This window comes from Ramlibacter lithotrophicus, assembly GCF_012184415.1.
In the GTDB taxonomy this organism is placed as follows: domain Bacteria; phylum Pseudomonadota; class Gammaproteobacteria; order Burkholderiales; family Burkholderiaceae_C; genus Ramlibacter; species Ramlibacter lithotrophicus.
This window is the reverse complement of the sequence record NZ_VTOX01000001.1, coordinates 225,304-246,575: the sequence shown is the minus strand read 5'-3', so window position 1 is coordinate 246,575 and position 21,272 is coordinate 225,304. Positions and strand designations below refer to the sequence as shown.

The window sequence follows — 21,272 nt, the reverse complement described above, 5'->3', positions numbered from 1 at the left end:
CTTGTTGTGGTGCGAAGTTGTCCGACAACTTGCAATCTAACGGGGACCTCCGTCCGGGCCATTAGGGGGAACCATAGCGGCCGAATTGGCTACGGCCCCGATCCGGCGAAAATGAGCCTCCCATGGACGCCGCCATCATCCGCGACGAAACGCGCGCCGACGAGCACGCCATCGACGACGTCACCGTCGCGGCGTTCGAGGCGCTGCCGGTCAGCAGCCACACCGAGCAGTTCATCGTCCGGGCGCTGCGCGCGGCGAAGGCGCTGACCGTGTCGCTGGTCGCCGAACTCGACGGCTGCGTGGTGGGGCATGTCGCCTTCTCGCCGGTGACGCTCTCAGACGGCACCACGCGCTGGTACGGACTCGGACCGGTCTCGGTCCTCCCGCACTACCAGCGCCGCGGCATCGGGCAGGCGCTGATCCGGGAGGGACTGTCGCGGCTCCAGGCCTTGCAGGCCCGCGGCTGCTGTCTCGTGGGACATCCCGGGTACTACCGGCGGTTCGGGTTCGGGAACGTCCCCGGCCTCGTCTACGAGGGAGTTCCACCGGAAGTGTTCTTCGCGCTGTCGTTCGACGGCCGTGTCCCGCGAGGCACCGTCACCTTCCACGAGGCATTCCAGGCGGACGGTCCCGCGCGGCGCTGAGCCGGGTGCCCTGCCCTTCCCGCAAGAACCACAGTCGCGAACGCCATGGTCCCTTTGCACGAGTGGCTGCTGTTCGTCGGCGCGGCACTGCTGATCACGCTGTCGCCGGGGCCGAACATGATCTACCTGCTGTCCCGGTCGCTGTGCCAGGGGCGGCGCGCCGGGGTGATTTCGCTGTTCGGCGTCATCACCGCCTTCTTCGTCCACATCTTCGCGACCGCGCTGGGCCTGACGGCGTTGTTCATGGCGGTGCCGCTTGCGTACGACGTGCTCAGGTGGGCCGGCGCGGCCTATCTGCTGTACCTCGCCTGGCAGGCGCTCAGGCCCGGCGGCCGCTCTCCGTTCGAGGCGCGCGAGCTGCCGCGGGACCCGCCCGGCAGGTTGTTCGTGATGGGATTCGTCACCAACCTGCTCAATCCGAAGATCGCCGTCTTCTACCTGTCGATCTTTCCGCAGTTCGTCTCGCCCGACCACGGATCGGTGTTCGGGCAGAGCATCGTGCTCGGGCTCACGCAGCTGGCCATCAGCTTCGGCTTCAACCTGACCATCGTGCTGTCGGCCGGCGCCCTGGCCCGCTGGTTCGGGCGCCACCCGCGTTGGCTCGCCATCCAGCAGTACGTCATGGGTTGCGTGCTCGCCGGACTCGCCGTGCGCCTGGCGGTGGAACAGCGCCGGGCAGGTTGAGCCCTGCGGGCTGACGACAAGACCCGCGTCACGTCGCGGCCGGCTGCCCCTGTCTATGATCGGCCCTCCTCCTGCGACTGCCAGTGACCGCCCGCGACGAAAACCTCGGCTACCTGCTCGGCCTGCTGGCCGTGGTGGCGTTCGCCGTGACCTTGCCCGCGACGCGGGTGGCGGTGCGGGCGCTCGATCCGGTCTTCGTCGGGCTCGGCCGCGCCGTGGGTGCGGCGCTCCTGGCGGGCGTCTTCCTGCTCGCGACGCGGCAACCCCTGCCTTCGCGCCAGCAGCTCAGGTCGCTGGCCGTCGTCGCCGCCGGCGTCGTGGTCGGCTTTCCGCTGCTGTCGGCCTGGGCGATGCGGCATGTCGATGCCTCGCACGGCGGCGTGGTGCTCGGCATCCTTCCGCTGGCCACCGCCGCGACCGCCGCCCTGTTCTCCGGCGAACGTCCATCGGCCCGTTTCTGGGTCTGCGCCGTGGTCGGCTCGGCGCTCGTCGCCGGCTACTCGCTCACCCAGTCGCGCGGCGCGCCGGCGCTGGCCGACGCGGCGCTGGTGGGCGCGGTGATCAGCGCCGCCATCGGCTACGCGGAAGGCGCCCGGCTCTCCCGGACGCTGGGCGGACTGCAGGTGATCTCGTGGGCGCTCGTCCTCAGCGCGCCGGTGCTGCTCGTGCCCGTGCTGCTGGCCGCGCCTTCGACCATCCGCCTGCCCGTCGAGTCCTGGGCCGGTTTCGGGTACGTCATGGTGATCAGCCAGTTCCTGGCGTTCATTCCCTGGTACCGCGGGCTGGCGCTGGGCGGCATCGCCCGGGTGGGACAGACACAGCTGCTTCAGCCGTTCCTCACGATCCTCGCCGCGGCGCTGCTGCTCGGCGAGCCGGGCGACATCGTGACCTGGATGGTCGCCGCGCTCGTGGTCGCGGTCGTCGCCGTCGGCCGGACCGCGCCCGTGGCGCACCGGACGGCGCGTGCATGAAGGCGGTATTCCTCGTCCGGGCCACCGGCGGCCTGGCCGCAGCGCTCTTCGCCGGCATCGCGCTCTACCTCGCGCCGCTCGAGCCGGGCGTGCTCACCCTGCAACTGGCGTTCTCGCCGCGCGTGTTCGGGCAGGTCGTCCATCTCTGGCCTGCGGAGCACCTGGCGCGGTACCGCTCGCACTTCCCGGCTGATTTCGCCCTGCTCGCCTGCTACGGCGCCTTCGGCTGGCTGCTGGCCACCCGCACGGCGCTGTTCGCCGGCCAGCCGGCATTGCGCTGCTGGGCGAAGTGGGCCCTGCCGCTGGCAGCCGCGTTCGACTCGACCGAGAACGCCCTGCATCTGTGGCTCACCGAAGTGCCGCGGTTCGGCGTTCCCTGGGCGTACACGGCCGCGGCGCTGGCCGCATCGCTGAAATGGGGGCTGCTGCTCGCCTTCGCCTTCGCCGTCGCATTCGCCCTGGCGGTGCGCGAGCGCTGATGCACCCGGCCGCCGCCGCTGCGGCACAGCGAGCCGCGCCAGGCGCTATCCTCCGGGCCTCGGCCGAGCTCCATCGGCCCGCGACACCGCCCGCACCATGGCATCCGGACCCACCACCCTCGCATCCGTCGGGAACACGCCCGTCATCGAACTGCGCCAGCTCGTCCCCGGCGGCTGCGCCCGCGTGCTGGTCAAGCTGGAGAGCCACAACCCGACCGGCAGCATGAAGGACCGCATGGCGCTGGCCGTTGTGCAAGGCGCCGCGGCCGCTGGGCGGCTCGCCCGCGGTGGCACGCTCGTGGAGTACACCGGCGGCAGCACCGGCACGTCGCTGGCGTTCGTCTGCGCCGCGCTGGGCTATCCGGCCACCCTGGTGACGTCGGACGCGTTCAGCCGCGAGAAACGCGACCACATGCGGGCGCTCGGCGCGACGGTGGTCGAGATTCCGAGCGAAGGCGGCCGCACCACGAAGGAGCTGATCCAGCGCATGATTGACAAGGCGGGCGAACTGGCGGCGGCGCCCGGCACGTTCTATGCCGACCAGTTCAACAATCCCCAGGCAGCCGCCGGCTACGCGCCGCTGGCGCGGGAGCTGTGGGAGCAGTCGGGGCGGCGCATCGACGCGTTCGTGCAGTCGGTCGGCACCGCGCAATGCATCAAGGGGGTCGCCGCCGTGTTGCGCGAGCTCGACCCGCAGATCCGCATCGCCGCCGTCGAGCCTGCCGAATCGGCAGTGCTCTCCGGCGGCGCGGCCGGCGCCCACAAGATCGAAGGCGTCGGGCCCGGCTTCGTGCCGCCGATGTGGACGGCCGCCATCGCCGACGAGATCGTGCAGGTGTCCACGGCGCAGGCCAAGGAGATGGCGCGGCGGCTGGCGCGCGACGAAGCGCTGTTCGCCGGCACCTCGACCGGCGCCAACGTCTTCGCTGCCCTGCGCCTGGCCCGGCAGCTGGGACCGGGTCGCACCGTGGCCACGCTGGCGTGCGACTCGGGCCTCAAGTACCTGTCCACCGACCTCTACGCCAGCGCCAGCCGGTGAGGCGCGCGGTCCGCGCCGCCGGCGTGCCGCTCGGGGCACACGCAAACTCCTACGCGCAACGCGTCGCCATCCGACAGCCAGCCACCCCGCCCCGGCCTACGCTTGGCTGATCATGGACAAGACAGCACCTTCCCAACGCCTGTCGGGCCTGGCGGTCGCCATCGTGGCCGGCAACGGGTTCGAGCAGTCCGAACTGGTCGAGCCGCGCCGGGCGCTCGACGAGCTCGGCGTCACCACCCGCCTCCTGGCGGTGAGCCGCGGCCGCATCCAGGGATTCCACCACGACCGCCCGGGCGACCACTTCGACGTCGACCTCACGCTGGAAGAAGCGCGGCCGGAGGCCTTCGACGGCGTGCTCGTCCCTGGGGGCGTGCGCAATGCCGACATGATCCGCGCCAGCCAGCACGCGCAGCAGTTCGTGCGCGCGATGGACCAGCAGGACAAGCCGCTGGCGGTCATCTGCCACGGACCATGGCTCCTGGTCTCGGCCGGTATGGTGCGCGGCCGCACCCTGACGAGCTGGCCGACGCTGCAGGCCGACATTGTGAATGCCGGCGGCCACTGGCGCGATGAACCGGTGGTGGTGGACCGCAACTGGGTGTCGAGCCGCAAGCCGGCGGACCTCCCGCAGTTCAACGACAAGTTCATCGCGCTGCTGGACGCGCAGCTGCACGCCGCCCACGCGCATGGGTGAACTGTTTCGTGCCGCAGCATTGACGCACGAGCCGTAAACGGCAGAGAAGCGGTCCTACAGGCCGTTCGCACCCTTGTCCGACAGCGCGCCACAGCCGGATCCCTAGAGTGGTTCCGGTGGCTGGCGATCCGGCCACGCCAGTGTTCAACTTCAGGAGAGACATCGATGGCGCAAAACCAGGGCAACGACCAGGGCGGCCAACGCGGCCAGCAGCAGGAGCAGGGCTCGCGCTCGAACCAGGGTTCGAGCCAGCAGCAGAACCAGCAGGATCGTGGCCAGGCCAACCGGGGATCGCAGCAGGGCAACCAGGGCTCGCAGCAGGACCAGCGCGGCGGCTCCATGGGCAACCAGCAGCAGGACCGTGGACAGGCAAGCCGCGGCGAACAGGGCCGGCAGTCGAGCCTGGACGACGACGAAGAGAGCTGGAACCAGGGCAACCAGGGTAGCCAGGGCAGCCAGGGCAGCGACCGCAACCGCTGACACTGCGCGCACGCCAGGAAAAAGGGACGCCGCGGCGTCCCTTTTCCGTGCGGTTCGCCGGCAGTCAATGCCGGGGCGTCATCGCGTCCGCTTCGATGCCGGCGCGGAGACCGGCGCCTGCCGGTTGCGCTGCGGCGCTCGCCATGCTGTGCATGCTCAGCGAGACGAGGACCACGATCAGCAGCATGACGAAGTGGAAGCGCATTTCGTTTCTCGCCGTTCGAAGCAATGCGCGAGAGGCTAAGGACAGCGTCCGGCGGTCGCTGTAGGAATCCACCGCGAGCCCTTGTCGCTGCGCGGCGGCGCCACGCGGGTCCATCGCCACGCTATCTGGACGCCCGATCGGGGCGGTCGCTGGCGGCGGCCGGCGGCGCGTCGGGATCCCATGCCCGTTCGCTGTTCGCCTGGTCGGCAGCCAGCGCGCGCTCCACCGTGCGGCGGCGCTCCGCCTCCGCGTTCCTGGCATCGTCTTCGTCCTGCGCCGACGGGGTGCCCCCGCGCCCCCAGGGCGGCGGGCGCCGGCCGGCGCGGTGGACGTCCATTCCGCCGGCGGCCCGCAGCAGCTGCTCGGCCTGCGCGGCCTCGGCATCGCCGATGGCGTCCACTACGACGATGGTGCCGCCGTGGCGGTGGCCTTCCAGGTACGGCTGCGCCTGCGCGTCGGGCGTGTCCATGCCGACGACGCTCGCGACGGCGTGGCCGATCGATTGCAGCACGCCATGGCCTTCCTGGCCCTGGGTGTCGCCATCGTGCGCCCGATCGCCCGCTCCGGGCACATTGCGCTGCGAGGCGGGATCGATGTACACGTCCGGCGCCGCGAAGCCGGCATGGAGCAGCTGGTCCACCGCCCGCTCGGCGGCGGCGTGGTCGACAAACGTGCTGAAGATCTTCGCCATGTGAACCCTCCTGTGGTCGAAGGCCCGGCGGCGCAGCGCGGGCACACCCCAGTGTGGTGCCCGTCGCGCTCAGCCAGGGTCGGGCGTTGCGTCCGGCGCGCGTAGGCGGCCGCCGACAGGCGGGCCGCGCTCAGCGCCGGCGACGAGTGGCGGCCGGCGCGGGCGCCGGCGCCGCGATCCGCTCCAGGTCCAGCTCCACCCAGGCCGGCGCATGGTCGCTGGCGCGATCCTGCCCGCGCACCCACCGGTCGACGCCGCTCGCGACGAGCGCCGGCGCGAGCCGCGCGTTGAGCAGCAGGTGGTCGATGCGCAGCCCCGCGTCGCGTTGCCAATGCTGGCGGAAGTAGTCCCAGAAAGTGAAGATCGCCTCGCCGGGATGCTGGTGGCGGATGGCGTCGACCCATCCCTGCTCCAGCAGGCGGCGCCAGCAGTCGCGGGTCTGCGGCTGCAACAGCGCGTCCTTGCGCCACGATCGCGGGTTGTAGATGTCGAAGTCGGTCGGCACCACGTTGAAGTCGCCCGCGATCACGACAGGATGCTCCGACCCGAGCAGGCCGCGCGCATGCGCGATCAACCGCTCGAACCACGCCAGCTTGTAGTCGAACTTGGGTCCCGGCTGCGGGTTGCCGTTGGGCAGGTACAGGCAGGCGACCACGACGCCGTCCACCGCCGCCTCCAGATAGCGCGCATGTTCGTCGCCGGGCTCGCCGGGCAGCTCGCGCCGGATCTCCACCGGTTGCAGGCCACGGGCCAGGATCGCCACCCCGTTCCAGGAGCGCTGGCCCTTCCAGAGGGACCCGTAGCCCGCCTCGCGCAGCGCCACCTGGGGAAACGCCCCGTCGAGCGCCTTGAGCTCCTGCAGGCAGGCGACGTCGGGTTGTTCGCGCTGCAGCCACTCCAGCAGGTTGGGCAGGCGCGTCTTGATTCCGTTGACGTTGAAGGTGGCGATCTTCATGGACCGATCATCGCGCAAGCCCGCCGCGCCTGCCGCTCGCGCGGGGGCGGGACACTCGTGCCGGGGCCGCGTCCTACAGGGACCGTCGTGGCCCCGGCGCATAGTGGGACGAAACGACCGGCGACTTTGCCGCCCCCGGCGGCGCGCCGGGTCCCAAGGACGACCATGATCCGATTCACCACCGTAGCGGCCAATGCCGATGTGATTGGCGACGACACCCCGATGGCCGAGCCGCAGCGCAGTCCCGGCCAGCAGCGGCAGGGCCCCGCCGGGCACGAGCGACGCGAGCGCGGCGGCTCGAGCCGCGAGCGCAACGGCACGCCGGAGTCCGGCGAGGCCAAGCCCGGGCAGGACATCAACGCGCCCGGCTTCATCAAGGACCAGGACGCCGGCCAGCCGTCGTGAAGCTGGTGTCCTGTCCCGCTACCGTGGCGCGGGCCGCGGCGTGCGGCGGAACGCCTCGCCCCCACCCCCGCCACCACCATCGCCGAAGTCGTGCGCGTCGAGTGGATCGTGGCCGGGCTTGAGCGGCGCCTCGATCAGCTCGCTGGCGCTGTTGTCGCCGATGTCGCTCGGCGCCGGAATCGAATCGGTATCGCTGCGTTCCCCGGCCACTCCTCGGCTGGGAGCTGTGTCTTTGCGCGAAGCCATGGCGGCCCTCCGTCGTTGGAAGCCACGAAACGGCTGGATGGGTCCAGGGCCTCCTGATGACCAGCGTAGGCCGCGGCCGCGACGCCCGGTGTCGGACGAAGCCGCGAGAACCTGTGCCGCCGCGCCGCCTCCAACATCCATGAGACCCGTTGCCGCGCTGAGCGCCCTCCTCCTCTTCGGACCGGCGCCTGCCCTCGCGCAGCGCGGTGCTGCGGACCCACTGCGGTCCGCGCCATGCGCGGTGGCGCGGGCCGAACTGGAGGCGGCGCTGGCGCAGCGCCCCGCGGCCGGCGGGCGCCTGGAGCAGGCACGGCACCGGGCGGCACAGGCTTGCCTGGGCGCGAGCGACGACGGCGCCCGCCGGCGTCCCGGCGCAGCCGGGCAGCCGCAGGTGGTGCAGCCCACCATCGCCACCCGGCGCCAGCCGTCGGAGCTGCCGCCGGCACCTGCGCCGCCGCCGCCGCCACTTTCCGTGCCGCGGCCGACCGCCATCACCGCCTGCGATCCTGCCGGGTGCTGGGACAGCGAGGGACGCAGGCTCAACCAGATGGGCCCGTTGCTGGTCGGTCCCGGTGGCGTGTGCAGCGGTCTCTGCGGCCTCGTCGCCTGCCCGTGAATCCCCACGCCGCGCCGGGACTCAGGTCCGCCGCCCGGCAACGGTGGCCGCGCTGTGGCGCAATCGCGGTTCCGTTTTTTTTCGAGGGAGCATCCATGGGCAACAAGATCGTGACCGAAGCCGACCGCAAGCGAGCACCGGCGCCGAAGGCGATGGAGGGCTACACGCCGCCGCGCAGCGGCGGGGGCCAGCGGATCAGCCTGGAGCGCGGGGTCGCCACACGCAGCAAGAAGAACCCTGGCAAGCGCGCGCACCAGGGCGGCTGACGAGGAAACACCCCGTCACCAGCAGACACCCTTGCGCTACCCCGGGGACACCCGGGGCTTACGCGGCGGGGGTGAAATGAGCCAAGGGCCCCGGGCCCGCAAGGAGTACCTCATGAAGCTGCTGGTCCCCCTCCTCGCCGTCGCCGGCCTGTCCGGATGCGTCGCCTACGGTGGCGATCCGTACTACAGCGGCGGCGCCGTCTACCCGACGAGTCCGTACTATTCCAGCGGCTCCGTCTATTACGGCAACACGGTTCCCTACACGGTGCAGACCGCGCCGACATACATCTACGACCACGGCGGGCATCATCGCCGCCCCCGCGGCGAGCGCGACCTCGACCGCGACGGCATCCCGAATCGCTTCGACCGCGATCGTGACGGCGACGGAGTGCGCAATCGCGACGACGCCCGGCCCAACAATCCACGACGCCACTGAGGACGGCCGGTCCGGCCACAATCGGGCCATGACCGACCACGAACTCATGGACGCGGTGCGCCGGGCCTGCATCGAGGCGGCGCTCGCCGCCTACGAGGATGCCGGCATCTCGGGCCTCTGCGCCGAAGGGCGCTGGGAGGCGGCCGTGGGCGCGATCCAGTCGCTCGACCTGGAGCGGATCGCCGCCGAGGCAGGCCGCGGCCCGGCAGGCGCCGGCCGCTGAGCGCCCCCCGGGCAGGCGCGGCCGCTCGCCGTGGGGCGCGCCTATACTTGGTCCGATCGCCGGCGCGCCCGTTTCCCGCATGGCGCTGCCGCGCACGAAAGGATCAAGATGGCCAACGAGGGCTACCACGAGCCGGTCAACGAATTGCGCGCGGAAACGCGCGACATGCACCGCGCCATCACTTCCCTGATGGAAGAACTGGAGGCGGTCGACTGGTACAACCAGCGCGTCGACGCCTGCACCGACCCGGTGCTGCGCGCCATCCTCGAACACAACCGCGACGAGGAGAAGGAGCATGCCGCGATGATCCTGGAGTGGATCCGGCGCAAGGACGCGTCCTTCGATCACGAGCTGCGCGACTACCTGTTCACCGACAAGAGCCTCACGCACGACTGAGACGCGGCGGCCGGGGTCCTCGCGCCACGGCAGGTAAGATCGGTCATGCTCAAGAAATCACTCATGGCCATCGTGCTCGGCGCGGCTTTCGCCGCCCACGCCCAGGCGCCCGCCAGCCCCGCCAGCCCTGCCAAGAAGGACCTGGTCGCCCGCATCCTCAAACAGCAGCAGGCGGGAATCGAAAACATCGCCCGCAGCCTGGTCGAACAGCCCGCGATCGAGTTGATGGGCAATGCCGCCAGCGCGCTGCCGGCGCGCGTCGCCAAGGACAAGCAGGAAGCGGTCGCCAAGGAAATCCAGGCCGACGTCCAGAAGTACCTCGCGGAGGCCGTGCCTCTGGCGCAGGCGCGGGCCGTCAAGATCGCGCCGGCCAGCGTCGGCGCCCTGCTCGAAGAGAAGTTCAGCGAAGAGGAACTGAAGCAGCTGGTGGCAATCGTCGAGTCGCCGGTCTACACCCGGTTCCAGCGCATGGGCGACGACATGCAGAAGGCGCTGGCCGACAAGCTGGTCGCCGAAACGCGCGGCACGATCGAGCCGAAGGTGCGGGCGCTGGAGCAGTCGGTGGCCAAGCGGCTGGGCGTGCCGCCCAACGGCGCCGGCGGCAGTCCGCAAGGCGCCGCCTCCCGCGCCAGGCCCGCGGCGAAGTAGGCCGGGCGCTCAGCGCGCCTGGCGCAGGAAGCGCCGCACGTTGTCGGGGTCGGCGCCGACCGACTCCACCGCGTGCAACAGCTCCGGCTCGCTGCAGTTCAGCCAGCGGCTCCAGTTGCTCCGTTCCCAGTCGTGGTCGAGGTTGATGACCAGTTCGTCGTCGCCTTGCCTCGTGTTGTCTTCGGACATGCGGACCTCCTTCTCGGTGCGGCCAGAGTAGGCGGGCTGGGCCGCCGGCCACGACGGAAAAGACAGGAAAGGCGCGTACCGCATGCGGCAGCGCCTTTGTAGGACGACAGATGAGCGAGCGGCTCGGCGCGGCCTACGCCGCCCGGGCCGTGCGCGCGGCGGCTGGCCTCAGACGCTCGCCAGCCCGGCGCGGCTGCTGAACTCGTGGCAGGCCGCCTCGAAGCTGCGGATCTCGAACAGGGCTTCCTTCAGGTCCATCTCGCCCTTGTCCATCAGCTTGCCGGCCAGGTGCTCGGTCAGCGGCTTCAGCCGCGAGAGCAGCGCCTTGGTCTCGCCATAGAGGCGTTCGCTCTGCGCTTCCATGATGCCGCGGGTCTCCTCGTCGAGGTGGCGACCGCCGCCGTGGCCGTCGTTCGACAGCGCGCCGAAATTCAGTCGCGTCTTCCGGTACATGCCCATCTCCGCCACGGCGTGGTGCAGCAGCTTCGTGACACGCGTGATGTCGTTGTGCGCGCCGTTGGTGGTGCCTTCCTCGCCGAAGAACAGTTCCTCGTTCGCCATCCCGCCGAGCAGCACGCGCACGTCGTGCTCGATGTCGCCCTTGGTCTTGAGCAGGTTCGTGCCCTGCTTGTGGAACACGAAGCCTAGCGCGTTGTTGCGCGGATTGGCCTTGAGCGAGATCTTGATCGTCTTCATGTCGGCCAGGATCTTTTCCCAGTCGCCGTCGGCCTGCCTGCGTTCGCGCTCGAAGTCGACCAGGAAGTGGCCCCACTCGTGGATGGCGATGATGCGGCGATCGCGCTCGCGCTCCTTCGTCGTGTTGGAGTTCACGTTGCCGACCATCACGCGCTCGGCGGCCTGCATCAGCGTGTCGGCGCCGATCAGGTCGCCCGCCTGCACCGCCGTGATGCCGGCCTGGTTGACGATGGTCTCGAGGTCGGCCGGGCTGCGGCCCTCGGTCACCTCCACGAAGTGGCGCAGGTCCAGGTCGGGCAGCACCTTGCCCGCGCGCTGCGACAGGTAGTGCTTCACGATCGCCAGCCGCTCTTCCTTGTTGGGCAGGCGGAAGTCCACCTTCATCTGGAAGCGGCGCAGCATGGCCTCGTCCATCTGCATGGACTCGCTGTTGAAGTTGCTCGCCACGATCCAGATGATCTCGGCTTCGTTGCGGCTGCGCACGCCGTCCAGGATCGCCAGCAGCGAGTTCTGCGTGTCGTCGTCGAACTTGCGGTGGCCGCCGCGCTTCATGAACAGGTCCTGCGCCTCGTCCAGGAACACGATGCAGCGCTTGCGGCGCTTGGCCATCGCGGCGATCCGGCCCAGCGTATTGGCGCCGCCGGCCACGTAGCCCGTCTCCAGGTTGGCGGCCGAGTGAAACAGGATCGGCAGGCCCAGTTCCTTGGCCAGGTAACTGGCGAGCTTGGTCTTGCCGGTGCCGGCCGGCCCGCTGAACATCACGTTGAACGGCTTGCTGATGCCGTATTCGGCGTACTCGGCGCGGCGCTGGTACTGGTCCTTGATCTGCGCGACCTCGCCCTTGATGTCGTCCATGCCGACCAGGTCGTCGATGCTGCCCTGCACCTGGCCCGGCTCGAGGAACTTGAGCGACTTGAACTGGCCCTTGAGCTGGAACGCGAGAAAACCGAGCAGGCCCACGGTGAGGGCGGCCGACAGCACGCCGCTGACGCCGGCCTTCCAGCCGTCCTTCTCGGACTGCGGCCGCGCGCCGGCGAAGCGCTCGTCGAGGCGCTCCAGCACCTGCAGGCTGGCGGGATCGAGATCGGCGCGCGGCACGAAATTGAGCTTCGCGCCCCACGCGGCCGTCACCGCCTTGTCGGCGAAGATCTTGGTTTCCATGTCGCTCGGGTAGTAGGCGTACTGCTTGCCCTGCGACTCGATCAGCACGAAGCGCTCCGACAGGTTCCACAGCAGCGGCTTGTACACCACCGTGATGCGCTCGACGGGGTTGCTCTCCAGGAAGCCCAGGACGGAACCCGTGCCGAAGACCACCGGCAGCCTGGCGTCGATGGCGGCGGGCGCGGCGGCGACGTTCATCGCCTTCAGTTCCGCCGCGACGGCCGCCTGCTTCTGCTGCAGGGCGGCCGAGTAGACGCCCAGCGCCGGGATCAGCAGCGCCACGGCGACGACCATGACCTTGATCCACATCGGCTGGATCGTGAACCAGTCCTGCACGCGGGCGGCGGATTTCTTCGCCAGCAGCCACGGACTGCGCGAGGGCTCCTGCGCCGGGGACTCGGGGGCGGGTTGCGGGCTGGCCGACAGATCAGACATACAGTCCTTGGTGACTCGCACGTGGTGGACACGTCCTGGCAACGCATCCGTGGTGTTTTCGGAAGTCGGGGAATGCCCGACCGGGATCGCCGCTGCAATGGCTTCACTGCACGCCCGGCCGGCGATGTGCCGGGCTGTCTTTTTGTCAGCGCAATCCTACAGACTCACGCGATGTCCGGCTACGCTCATGGGCAATGAAACAGTGCAGTGCGACCGTCTCGTGACATATTCACGCGCCTCGCGCGCAGCACCGTTGTTCGAGGACGCAGGTGCTGCGTCGGCTGCGTTTCGCGCGCCCGCCTGCAAGGGAGCGCGGCGTGGGCCGTGAAGTTCCTGAGCTGGAAAAAAGCACGACGCGACGCGCCCGCGCGCGGAACAAAAGGGCACTGGCGCACTCCAACGAAGTGGCCGGGTTTTCTTCAAGTTTCTTCCCCCGGCTCTTCGGTCCCTCGGCGTCACAACCGGGGGACTTTTTCTTTCGGCGTGGCACCGCGCCCCTGCCGGCGGCCGAGCCAGCGCACCGCCTCCGGCTCCGCTTCGAACAGCGCGATGTCGGCGCACTGCGGCAGGCCGTTCAGGCCCGCCTCGTCGACGAGTTCCGCGGGGGCGACCAGTCCCACGCGGATCGTGGGCGCGAGCGCGCGGCGCAGGCGGTCGCAGATCAGGAACTTGCCGTCCGCGCCGGGCGCCGCGTCCACGCGCCGCAAGTCGATCAGCACCTGGTCGTTGCGCATCCGGGCCACGGCCGCCTTGACCATGTAGGCCAGCTTCAAGGCATCACCGTTCGCCCAGCGTCCCTCCACGTCGAAACGGACATGGCGGTCGTTGTGGCGGGATGCGACGACGAGATTCATGGACCTGCAGCGGAGTGGAAGCACAGCAAGAATGCCACACCGCCGCAAGGCACGGTTTGATACATGCGCATCAGTAGTACCCAACCGTAAGGCGGGTGATCACCGTCACATCGGCGCACGATCGAAGGGGCGCAAGGCCCGCCGCCGCATCCGCGACGCGCTCAGCCGGGCCGGTCGCCGTCGCGCCGCGAGCGCGTGTCGGAGCGGAACCGGCGTGGCTCGCGCGCATTGAGGAGGGCGCGGGCGCGCTCGCGCCGCTTCCACATTTCCAGCGCGGCCTGCGACCCCTCGCCGCTCGCGGGCGCCATGGCGCGCACGTCGCGGCCGAGGTCTTTCGCCTCGCTGCCGTCGTGCCACTCGCCTGACCGCGAGGTCCCGTCCATGGTCGCGTCCTTGCCCTTTCTGCATTCCAGACCGCTCCACTGTATGCAGCGTGGCGTCGCTCGACCGTCGGCACAGGGGTCCGCCGCCGGTAGGACCAGACCGGCAGTGAATATTCACGCGCTGCGGTTGCCGGGTCGGACGCCGACCTGCCCGGTCCGCACTCCTCAGCCCTCGCGGGCGCGCATCTTGGCGGCGATGTATTCGCCATGGGTCACGTGCAGCAGTCCCGCCACTTTCGAGATCACGTGGTTCTCGTGCGCGTCGAGGTGGCCGTCGGCGAATGCCACCCGCCACATGTTCTCGACGATGCGGATCTTCTGCTCCTGGCCGAAGCCTTCGTTGAGCGCCGACGTGAACTGGTGGAAGTCGTTGGCGCTGCGGGCGGTCTCCTCCGCCAGCGCCACCAGTTCGCCGATCTCCTGGTCCGACAGCGCGAACTTCGCGCGCAGCCCCGCCACCACCGCGCGGCGCTCCGCGACGCCCAGCGCCGGGTCAGCCCGCATCACTTCCACCAGCAGCACGGCCGTGGCAAGCCGCAGGAAATGCGACTGCTCGGCTTCCGAGCGCTCCGCCGGCGGCGCAAGCACGGTGTCGAGGAGGTTTTTCAGTGCACGCAGCATGGGAGTCCTTCAGGATCGGAGAATACGCGTCGGCGCCGCGCCGACGTCCTCATGCGCAATGCGCTGCCACGCCGGCCGGGGCGGGGCCGTTATGGTTGATTCCAGACGCTCAGGAGAATTCCCATGCTTCGCAAACTGCTGTGGCTGGCCGTCTCGTCCGGCCTCGCCAAGAAGATCTACGACCACTACACGCGTCCGAAGACGCCCTTCCCCACCGCGCGGCGCCACCCGCAGCGCACGGTGCCGCGCGAGCGGTGAAGGCCGCGCAGGCCGCTACAGCGACCGGCCGTCGAAATGCTTCACCGGCACGCGGTCGAGGTCAAAATCCTCGAGCGTGCGCAGGTTGACCGCGGCCATCTGCACGCCGCCGGGCCCCGGTCCCTCGCCATAGGGGTGGATGCCGCAGGTGGGACAGAAGCGGTGCCTGATCACGTGCTTGTTGAAGAGGTAGGTGGCCGCGTCCGCTTCGTCGGTGAGCAGGCGCAGCTTGTCGCGCGGGACGAACCACAGCAGCGAGCCCTTGCGCGAGCACATGGAGCAGTTGCAGGCCAGGCCGCTGTCGACCTCGCCCTCGACTTCGAATTTGATGCGGCCGCAATGGCAGCTGCCGGTGTAGAGCATCGTCGTCTCCCTCGAAAGCGTTGCGGCGCCCTCAGCGCCCGCCCAGACCCATCGCCCGCGAGATCACCTCCTTCATGATCTCGTTGGTGCCGCCATAGATGCGCTGCACCCGCGCATCGGCGTAGGCGCGAGCGATCGGATATTCCCACATGTAGCCGTAGCCGCCATGCAGCTGCAGGCATTCGTCCATGACGCGGCACTGCAGGTCGGTGGTCCAGTATTTCGCCATGCTGGCCGTGGCCGTGTCGAGCCGGTCGGCGGCGACCAGTTCCACGCACTTGTCGACGAAGACGCGCGCCACCTGCACCTGCGTCTGCAACTCGGCCAGCGTGTAGCGCGTGTTCTGGAATGCGGCCACCGGCTGGCCGAACACCTGGCGGTCCTTCACGTACCGCACCGTGGAGTCGATCGCCGCTTGCGCGGCCGCGACCGCGACCGCGGTGACGGCGATCTGCAGCCGCTCCCAGGGCAGCTGCTCCATGAGGCAGATGAAGCCCTTGTTCTCGAAGGACTCGCCGCCCAGCAGGTTCTCCGCGGGCAGGCGCACGTTGTCGAAGAACAGCTCGGCGGTGTCCTGCGCCTTCAGGCCCAGCTTCTTCAGTCGCTTGCCGTATTCGAACCCTTTCATGCCACGCTCGACCAGCAGCAGGCTGGTGCCCTTCGCGCCGGCCTGCGGATCGGTCTTGGCGACGACGATCACGAGGTCGGCGTGCCAGCCGTTGGTGATGAAGGTCTTGCTGCCATGGAGCAGGTAACCGCCGTCCGGCTGGCGCAGGGCCGTCGCCTTGATGCCCTGCAGGTCGCTGCCGGCGGCCGGTTCGCTCATCGCGATCGCCCCGACCAGCTCGCCGCTGGCCAGCCGCGGCAGCCAGCGCTGCTTCTGCGCCTGCGTGCCGTAGTGCAGGATGTAAGGCGCAACGATCTCGCTGTGAAGACCGAAACCGATCCCGCTGTAGCCGCCGCGCGCGAGTTCCTCCATCTGCACCACCGAATACAGCTTGTCGGCGCCGGCGCCCCCGTACTGCCCGGGCATGGTCATGCACAGGAAACCGTTCGCGCCGGCCTTGTTCCACACGGCGCGGTCGACGAATCCCTGCTCCTCCCAGGCCTCGTGGTGCGGGGCGATCTCGCGCTCCATGAAACGGCGGAAGCTGTCGCGGAAGGCGTCGTGGTCCGCGCTGAACAAGGTGCGTTCGATCATCGGAGTCCTTTCGCATGCGGAGCGCGAGCGGCAGGGCGGGGCCGCAGGCGGACGCTGTCGCCCCAATGACAGCGCTGCGGGTCGCGCGGATGAATATACTGCACGAGGCATCCCGGCCCGCGCTTCCACCCGGTCCTGCCCGCGGCACGAGCGTGAACGGAGGAGGAGACGATGATGACGACCGAAGCCTATGTGTACGACGCCATCCGCACCCCGCGGGGCAAGGGCAAGCGGGACGGCGCTCTCTACGAAGTGAAGCCGGTCAACCTGCTGGCCGGCGTGCTGGCCGAACTGCAGCGGCGCAACGACTTCGACACGTCCCAGGTCGACGACGTCGTCATGGGCGTGGTCTCTCCCGTCGGCGAACAGGGCTCCGTCATCGCGAAGGTGGCGGCGCTCAAGGCCGGCTGGGACTGGCGCTGTGCCGGCGTGCAGCTCAATCGCTTCTGCGCTTCGGGGCTGGAGGCCGTCAACATGGCGGCGCAGAAGGTCCGCTCGGGATGGGAGGACCTGGTGGTCGCCGGCGGCGTGGAGAGCATGAGCCGCGTGCCGATCGGCTCCGACGGCGGCGCCTGGGCGCAGGACCCCGAGACCAACTCGGCCACCGCGTTCGTGCCGCAAGGCATAGGCGCCGACCTGATCGCCACGCTGGAGGGCTTCAGCCGCGAGGACGTCGACGCCTTCGCGCTGGAGAGCCAGCGGCGCGCGGCGCGGGCCCGCGAAGGCGGCTTCTTCGCGGGCTCGATCGTGCCGGTCAGGGACTTCCTGGACCAGACGCTGCTGGACGAGGACGAGTTCATCAAGCCGCACACGACGCTGGCCGGCCTGGCGGCATTGAAACCGGCCTTCGAGCAGCTCGGCGCCATGGGGTTCGACGACGTGGCGATCAGCCGTTACCCGCAGGTCGAGCGCATCCACCACGTGCACCACGCGGGCAACTCGTCCGGCATCGTCGACGGCGCGGCCGCGGTCCTGATCGGCAGCGAGCAGGCGGGTCGCGTGCACGGCTTCAAGCCGCGCGCGCGCATCGTCGCGGCAGCCCTGTCCGGCGCCGATCCGACGATCATGCTGACCGGGCCGATGCCGGCCACCCGCAAGGCGCTCGCCAAGGCCGGCATGACGATCGCGCAGATCGACCTGTTCGAGGTCAACGAGGCTTTCGCCGCGGTCCCGCTCAAGTTCATGCACGAGATGGAGGTACCGCACGAGAAGGTGAACGTCAACGGGGGCGCCATCGCGATGGGGCATCCGCTGGGGGCGACCGGCACCATGATTCTCAACACGCTGGTCGACGAATTGCACCGCCGCCGGCTGCGTTTCGGGCTGGCGACCCTGTGCGTAGGCGGCGGCATGGGGATCGCGACCATCGTGGAACGGATGTGAGCCCGCCATGAACACCATCAAGTACGAACTGCGCGACGGCGTCGCGACGATCACGTTCGACGACCCGGCTTCGCCGGTGAACACGATGAGCGAACAGTGGCAGGCCGACCTGGCCGAGGCGACGGCGCAGGTCGTGGCCGACCAGGCGGCGATTCGCGGCATCCTGCTCGCGTCGGCCAAGAGCACCTTTTTCGCCGGGGCGGACCTGAAAGCCGTCATGCGGATGCGGCCGCAAGACGGGCCGCGGGCGTTCCGCGAGATCGAGGCGATGAAAGGCCATTTCCGCACGCTCGAGACGCTCGGCAAGCCGGTGGTGAGCTGCCTCAACGGGTCCGCGCTGGGCGGCGGCTGGGAGGTCGCGCTGGTGGGGCACTACCGCATCGCGGTGGACGATCCGCAGATCCGGTTCGGCATGCCCGAAGTGACGCTGGGCCTGATCCCGGGCGGCGGCGGGATCACCAAGATGACCCGGCTGCTCGGACTCATGGGCGCGCAGCCCTACATCCTGGAGAGCAGGCTGTTCGACCCGCACGAGGCGCTGCAGAGCGGGCTCATCCACGAACTCGCCCGTGACGCGGCGGCGATGCGGGCCCAGGCCCTGGCCTGGATCGAGAAGCACGCGAGCGGCGAAGCGCCGGCCCGGCACCCCTGGGACGACAAGAACTACCGCATGCCGGGCGGCACCCCTGGCAGCTCCAAGGTCGCGGGGCTGCTGGCGGTCGCCCCCGCGGTGCTCAAGCGCAAGACGCGCGGCCTGTACCCGGCGCCGGAATGCGCGCTCGCGGCGATGGTGGAAGGCGCCCAGGTCGACTTCGACACGGCCTTGCGCATCGAGTCGCGCTATCTCGCCCGGCTGCTGGTCGGTCCGGTAGCGAAGAACATGATCAACACGTTCTTCTTCGACCTGAACGCCGTCAAGTCGGGACAGTCGCGGCCGAAGGGCCCACCGCGCTGGCGGCCGCGGAAGGTCGGCATCCTTGGCGCCGGCATGATGGGCAGCGGCATCGCGTGCGTGCAGGCGGGCCAGGGCGTGGCCACGGTGCTGCGCGACGTGTCGATGGAAAAGGCGGAGGCCGGCCGCGACTGCACGCGCCGGCTCACCGAACCCCGGATGCGCAAGGGCCGCATGAGCACGCAGGAGCAGGAGGAACTGCTCGCGCGCATCACGCCCACCGACTCGGTGCAGGCGCTGCAGGGGTGCGACCTCATCATCGAGGCCGTCTTCGAGAACCGCGAGCTGAAGGCGCGCGTGACGCAGGAGGCCGAGCCGATGCTCGCGGCCGGCGGGATCTTCGCCAGCAACACGTCGACCCTGCCGATCAGCGGCCTGGCCAGGGCGAGCAGCGCGCCGGAGCGGTTCGTCGGCATCCACTTCTTCAGCCCGGTCGACAAGATGAAGCTGGTCGAGATCATCCGCGGCGAACAGACCAGCGACGAGACGGTGGCCCGCGCTTTCGACTACGTGCAGGCCATCGGCAAGATCCCGATCGTCGTCAACGATTCGCGCGGCTTCTTCACCTCGCGCGTGTTCGGCTCCTTCGTGATGGAAGGGGCGGCGATGATCGGCGAAGGCATCCCGGCGCCCGTGGTGGAGCACGCCGGCATCATGGCCGGCATGCCGGTCGGCCCGCTGGCCGTGCTGGACGAAACGGCGTTGTCGCTGTCCGTCCACGTGCTCGACCAGACCCGCGCCGACTATCGGGCCGAGGGCGGCACGTACATCGCATCGCCGGGCGAGCTGGTGGTGGAGCGGATGGTCAAGGAGTTCGACCGCAACGGCCGGGCCGCCGGCGCCGGCTTCTACGAATACCCCACCGAAGAGGGCGCGGCGAAGTACCTGTGGCCCGAGCTGAAGAAGCTGTTCGAGAAGCCCGGCACGCAGTGGGACCTGCGCGACCTGCAGGACCGCCTGCTCTATCGGCAGGCCATCGAGGCCGCCCGCTGCCTGTCCGAGCGGGTGCTGACCAGCGTGCACGACGCGAACGTGGGCTCGATTTTCGGCATCGGGTTTCCGGCGTGGACCGGCGGCGTGCTGCAGTTCATCTACGGCATGGGGATGGACCGCTTCTCCGAGCGGTCGGGCGAGCTCGCCCAGCGCTACGGCCCCGGGTTCGTGCTGACCGGCAAGGTGGTCGATGCGATCCGCTCGCACCAGCCGGTGTACTGAACCAGGAACGCCCATGGACGTCGCTGCCCAGCGGATGACGCACATCGCGAGCCCGGCGCCGGACGCCGACCTGCAGGCACGCTTCCAGGCGCAGCGCCGCGCGTTCGCGGCCGACAGCTTTCCCGACGCGGCGACGCGCCGCGACCGGCTGGAGCGGATCAAGCGGCTGGTCGAGGAGAACGAACAGCGGTTCGCCAGCGCCATCTGCGCCGACTTCGGCAACCGTTCGCGGCACGAAACCATGATCGCGGAGACGTTCTTCGTGCTGGCCGGCATCTCGCACACGCGCCGGCACCTGGCCGGGTGGATGAAGAAGCGGCGGGTAGGCACCTCGTTCCATTCGCTGCCGGGCCGCAGCTGGATCCTCCCGCAGCCGCTGGGCGTCGTCGGCGTCGTCAGCCCCTGGAACTATCCGCTGCAACTGGCGCTGGCGCCGGCGGTCGCGGCGCTGGCCGCCGGCAACCGGGTGATGATCAAGCCCAGTGAAATCACGCCGCGGCTGTCGCAGTTGCTCGCGGAACTGGTCGGTGCCGCGTTCAGGCCCGACGAATGCACGGTGCTCACCGGCGATGCCGAACTGGGCAAGGCCTTCGTTCGCCTGCCCTTCGACCACCTCTTCTTCACCGGGTCCACCGCCGTCGGGCGCCAGGTGGCCCTGGCCGCGGCGGCCAACCTGACCCCGGTGACGCTGGAACTGGGCGGCAAGTCGCCCGCCATCGTCGACGACAGCGCCGACCTCGCCGACAGCGCGCACAAGATCGCCGCCGGCAAGCTGTTCAACGCGGGCCAGACCTGCATCGCGCCGGACTACGTGCTGGTGCCGGCGGGCAAGCAGCAGGCATTCGCCGACGCGTACGCGCAGGCAGTCGGCGAGCTGTATCCGACGCTCGAGCGCAACCCGGACTACACCAGCATCGTCAACGGGCGCCACCATGCGCGGCTGCAGACGCTCATCGACGATGCCCGCGCCGCCGGCGCGCGCGTCATCGAGGTCAATCCCGGCGGCGAGCCGCAGGAGCCGGCCGCGCGCCGCATGCGCCCGCACCTGCTGCTGCAGGTCGACAGCGCAATGGCCGTGATGCGCGAAGAGATCTTCGGGCCGCTCCTGCCGGTGGTGCCTTACGACACGGCCGCGCAGGCGCTGGCCTTCGTCAACGAGCGGCCGCGGCCCCTGGCCCTGTACTGGTTCGGACGCGAGCGCTCGCGGGCGGAACAGGTGCTGCGCGCCACGATCTCGGGCGGGGTCACGATCAACGATGTGCTGCTGCACATTGCCCAGGAGAACCTGCCCTTCGGGGGCGTCGGCGACAGTGGCATCGGCGCCTACCACGGCGAATGGGGCTTTCGCCTGTTCTCCAAGGAAAAGCCGGTGTTCGAGCAGTCGCGGCTGGCCCGCACCGCCATGCTGCGGCCGCCCTTCGGCGCCAAAGCCTCCTCGGTGGTCAAGGCACTCAAGCGTCTGCTCTAGCGGCCGCTGTCATCG

Annotated in this window: 29 protein-coding genes; 18 read left to right on the top strand and 11 right to left on the bottom strand. The window is 69.9% G+C overall.

All coding sequences use genetic code 11. The annotated features are described in order from the left end of the window. Window positions 1–122 precede the first annotated feature (122 nt). From RAMLITH_RS01200 to RAMLITH_RS01170, 7 genes are all read left to right on the top strand, one after another. Window positions 123–644, top strand: coding sequence for a GNAT family N-acetyltransferase (locus RAMLITH_RS01200; RefSeq protein ID WP_168105511.1), 522 nt, complete (start codon window positions 123–125; stop codon window positions 642–644). 45 nt (window positions 645–689) lie between these two features. Further along, on the top strand, window positions 690–1,328 hold the full coding sequence (locus tag RAMLITH_RS01195) for a LysE family translocator (protein WP_168105510.1): 639 nt from the start codon (window positions 690–692) through the stop codon (window positions 1,326–1,328). Window positions 1,329–1,411: 83 nt separating this feature from the next. Next, a complete protein-coding gene (locus RAMLITH_RS01190) occupies window positions 1,412–2,299 on the top strand; it encodes a DMT family transporter (RefSeq protein ID WP_337786085.1) in 888 nt (295 codons plus the stop codon). Further along, window positions 2,296–2,778: a hypothetical protein gene (locus RAMLITH_RS01185; protein WP_168105509.1), complete on the top strand. Its 483-nt coding sequence runs from the start codon at window positions 2,296–2,298 to the stop codon at window positions 2,776–2,778. The genes RAMLITH_RS01190 and RAMLITH_RS01185 overlap by 4 nt, the downstream gene beginning before the upstream one ends. A gap of 97 nt (window positions 2,779–2,875) precedes the next feature. Then, window positions 2,876–3,817 (top strand): PLP-dependent cysteine synthase family protein, encoded by a 942-nt coding sequence (locus RAMLITH_RS01180; protein WP_168105508.1) that lies wholly within the window; start codon window positions 2,876–2,878, stop codon window positions 3,815–3,817. A 112-nt stretch (window positions 3,818–3,929) separates the two neighbouring features. Further along, window positions 3,930–4,511, top strand: coding sequence for a type 1 glutamine amidotransferase domain-containing protein (locus RAMLITH_RS01175; protein ID WP_168105507.1), 582 nt, complete (start codon window positions 3,930–3,932; stop codon window positions 4,509–4,511). A gap of 165 nt (window positions 4,512–4,676) precedes the next feature. Beyond that, complete coding sequence (locus RAMLITH_RS01170; protein ID WP_168105506.1) at window positions 4,677–4,991, top strand: hypothetical protein; 315 nt, start codon at window positions 4,677–4,679, stop codon at window positions 4,989–4,991. Between the two features lie 64 nt (window positions 4,992–5,055). On the opposite strand, the gene RAMLITH_RS01165 is transcribed toward RAMLITH_RS01170, so the two are convergent. The 3 genes from RAMLITH_RS01165 to RAMLITH_RS01155 form a co-directional block, all read right to left on the bottom strand. After that, window positions 5,056–5,196 carry a hypothetical protein gene (locus RAMLITH_RS01165; RefSeq protein ID WP_168105505.1) on the bottom strand — a complete coding sequence of 47 codons (141 nt, stop codon included), beginning with the start codon at window positions 5,194–5,196 and terminating at the stop codon, window positions 5,056–5,058. A gap of 121 nt (window positions 5,197–5,317) precedes the next feature. Further along, window positions 5,318–5,887 (bottom strand): hypothetical protein, encoded by a 570-nt coding sequence (locus RAMLITH_RS01160; RefSeq protein WP_168105504.1) that lies wholly within the window; start codon window positions 5,885–5,887, stop codon window positions 5,318–5,320. Between the two features lie 130 nt (window positions 5,888–6,017). Further along, window positions 6,018–6,842 (bottom strand): exodeoxyribonuclease III, encoded by an 825-nt coding sequence (locus tag RAMLITH_RS01155; RefSeq protein ID WP_168105503.1) that lies wholly within the window; start codon window positions 6,840–6,842, stop codon window positions 6,018–6,020. Window positions 6,843–7,007: 165 nt separating this feature from the next. Here RAMLITH_RS01155 and RAMLITH_RS01150 point away from each other — a divergent pair, with 165 nt between their 5' ends. After that, window positions 7,008–7,247 (top strand): hypothetical protein, encoded by a 240-nt coding sequence (locus tag RAMLITH_RS01150; protein ID WP_168105502.1) that lies wholly within the window; start codon window positions 7,008–7,010, stop codon window positions 7,245–7,247. Window positions 7,248–7,265: 18 nt separating this feature from the next. Here RAMLITH_RS01150 and RAMLITH_RS01145 read toward each other — a convergent pair whose 3' ends face one another. Next, entirely contained in the window at window positions 7,266–7,493 is a 228-nt protein-coding gene (locus RAMLITH_RS01145) for a hypothetical protein (RefSeq protein ID WP_168105501.1), read from the bottom strand. 139 nt (window positions 7,494–7,632) lie between these two features. Here RAMLITH_RS01145 and RAMLITH_RS01140 point away from each other — a divergent pair, with 139 nt between their 5' ends. The 6 genes from RAMLITH_RS01140 (at window position 7,633) to RAMLITH_RS01115 (ending at window position 10,078) form a co-directional block, all read left to right on the top strand. Beyond that, window positions 7,633–8,109, top strand: a complete 477-nt coding sequence (locus tag RAMLITH_RS01140) for a hypothetical protein (RefSeq protein WP_168105500.1) — start codon at window positions 7,633–7,635, stop codon at window positions 8,107–8,109. Between the two features lie 95 nt (window positions 8,110–8,204). Next, window positions 8,205–8,375 carry a hypothetical protein gene (locus tag RAMLITH_RS01135; protein ID WP_168105499.1) on the top strand — a complete coding sequence of 57 codons (171 nt, stop codon included), beginning with the start codon at window positions 8,205–8,207 and terminating at the stop codon, window positions 8,373–8,375. Window positions 8,376–8,487: 112 nt separating this feature from the next. Further along, window positions 8,488–8,811: a hypothetical protein gene (locus tag RAMLITH_RS01130; protein ID WP_168105303.1), complete on the top strand. Its 324-nt coding sequence runs from the start codon at window positions 8,488–8,490 to the stop codon at window positions 8,809–8,811. A 28-nt stretch (window positions 8,812–8,839) separates the two neighbouring features. Then, window positions 8,840–9,034 carry an acetyltransferase gene (locus tag RAMLITH_RS01125; protein WP_168105498.1) on the top strand — a complete coding sequence of 65 codons (195 nt, stop codon included), beginning with the start codon at window positions 8,840–8,842 and terminating at the stop codon, window positions 9,032–9,034. Between the two features lie 108 nt (window positions 9,035–9,142). Then, window positions 9,143–9,430: an encapsulin-associated ferritin-like protein gene (locus RAMLITH_RS01120; protein ID WP_168105497.1), complete on the top strand. Its 288-nt coding sequence runs from the start codon at window positions 9,143–9,145 to the stop codon at window positions 9,428–9,430. Window positions 9,431–9,475: 45 nt separating this feature from the next. Next, entirely contained in the window at window positions 9,476–10,078 is a 603-nt protein-coding gene (locus tag RAMLITH_RS01115) for a hypothetical protein (protein ID WP_181017732.1), read from the top strand. A gap of 9 nt (window positions 10,079–10,087) precedes the next feature. Here RAMLITH_RS01115 and RAMLITH_RS01110 read toward each other — a convergent pair whose 3' ends face one another. The 5 genes from RAMLITH_RS01110 to RAMLITH_RS01090 form a co-directional block, all read right to left on the bottom strand. Then, window positions 10,088–10,267 carry a DUF3606 domain-containing protein gene (locus tag RAMLITH_RS01110; protein ID WP_168105496.1) on the bottom strand — a complete coding sequence of 60 codons (180 nt, stop codon included), beginning with the start codon at window positions 10,265–10,267 and terminating at the stop codon, window positions 10,088–10,090. A 168-nt stretch (window positions 10,268–10,435) separates the two neighbouring features. Further along, complete coding sequence (locus tag RAMLITH_RS01105; RefSeq protein WP_168105495.1) at window positions 10,436–12,559, bottom strand: AAA family ATPase; 2,124 nt, start codon at window positions 12,557–12,559, stop codon at window positions 10,436–10,438. Window positions 12,560–13,014: 455 nt separating this feature from the next. After that, entirely contained in the window at window positions 13,015–13,413 is a 399-nt protein-coding gene (locus RAMLITH_RS01100; protein ID WP_168105494.1) for a hypothetical protein, read from the bottom strand. Window positions 13,414–13,574: 161 nt separating this feature from the next. Next, window positions 13,575–13,796: a hypothetical protein gene (locus RAMLITH_RS01095; RefSeq protein ID WP_168105493.1), complete on the bottom strand. Its 222-nt coding sequence runs from the start codon at window positions 13,794–13,796 to the stop codon at window positions 13,575–13,577. Window positions 13,797–13,961: 165 nt separating this feature from the next. Beyond that, complete coding sequence (locus tag RAMLITH_RS01090) at window positions 13,962–14,417, bottom strand: tellurite resistance TerB family protein (protein ID WP_168105492.1); 456 nt, start codon at window positions 14,415–14,417, stop codon at window positions 13,962–13,964. Between the two features lie 123 nt (window positions 14,418–14,540). On the opposite strand from RAMLITH_RS01090, the gene RAMLITH_RS25980 reads away from it, so the two are divergent. Further along, window positions 14,541–14,675, top strand: coding sequence for a hypothetical protein (locus RAMLITH_RS25980; protein ID WP_272954141.1), 135 nt, complete (start codon window positions 14,541–14,543; stop codon window positions 14,673–14,675). A gap of 15 nt (window positions 14,676–14,690) precedes the next feature. Here RAMLITH_RS25980 and RAMLITH_RS01085 read toward each other — a convergent pair whose 3' ends face one another. After that, on the bottom strand, window positions 14,691–15,038 hold the full coding sequence (locus RAMLITH_RS01085; RefSeq protein ID WP_168105491.1) for a GFA family protein: 348 nt from the start codon (window positions 15,036–15,038) through the stop codon (window positions 14,691–14,693). Between the two features lie 31 nt (window positions 15,039–15,069). Beyond that, window positions 15,070–16,239: an acyl-CoA dehydrogenase family protein gene (locus RAMLITH_RS01080; protein ID WP_168105490.1), complete on the bottom strand. Its 1,170-nt coding sequence runs from the start codon at window positions 16,237–16,239 to the stop codon at window positions 15,070–15,072. 174 nt (window positions 16,240–16,413) lie between these two features. Between RAMLITH_RS01080 and RAMLITH_RS01075 the strand changes: the two genes are divergently transcribed. Genes RAMLITH_RS01075 through RAMLITH_RS01065 form a run of 3 tightly spaced genes read left to right on the top strand, consistent with a single transcriptional unit; the run spans window position 16,414 to window position 21,257 of the window. Further along, a complete protein-coding gene (locus RAMLITH_RS01075) occupies window positions 16,414–17,622 on the top strand; it encodes an acetyl-CoA C-acetyltransferase (RefSeq protein ID WP_168106395.1) in 1,209 nt (402 codons plus the stop codon). Between the two features lie 7 nt (window positions 17,623–17,629). Beyond that, window positions 17,630–19,789 carry a 3-hydroxyacyl-CoA dehydrogenase NAD-binding domain-containing protein gene (locus RAMLITH_RS01070; RefSeq protein ID WP_168105489.1) on the top strand — a complete coding sequence of 720 codons (2,160 nt, stop codon included), beginning with the start codon at window positions 17,630–17,632 and terminating at the stop codon, window positions 19,787–19,789. A gap of 13 nt (window positions 19,790–19,802) precedes the next feature. Beyond that, entirely contained in the window at window positions 19,803–21,257 is a 1,455-nt protein-coding gene (locus RAMLITH_RS01065) for a coniferyl aldehyde dehydrogenase (protein WP_238343970.1), read from the top strand. The last annotated feature ends 15 nt before the right edge of the window (window positions 21,258–21,272 follow it).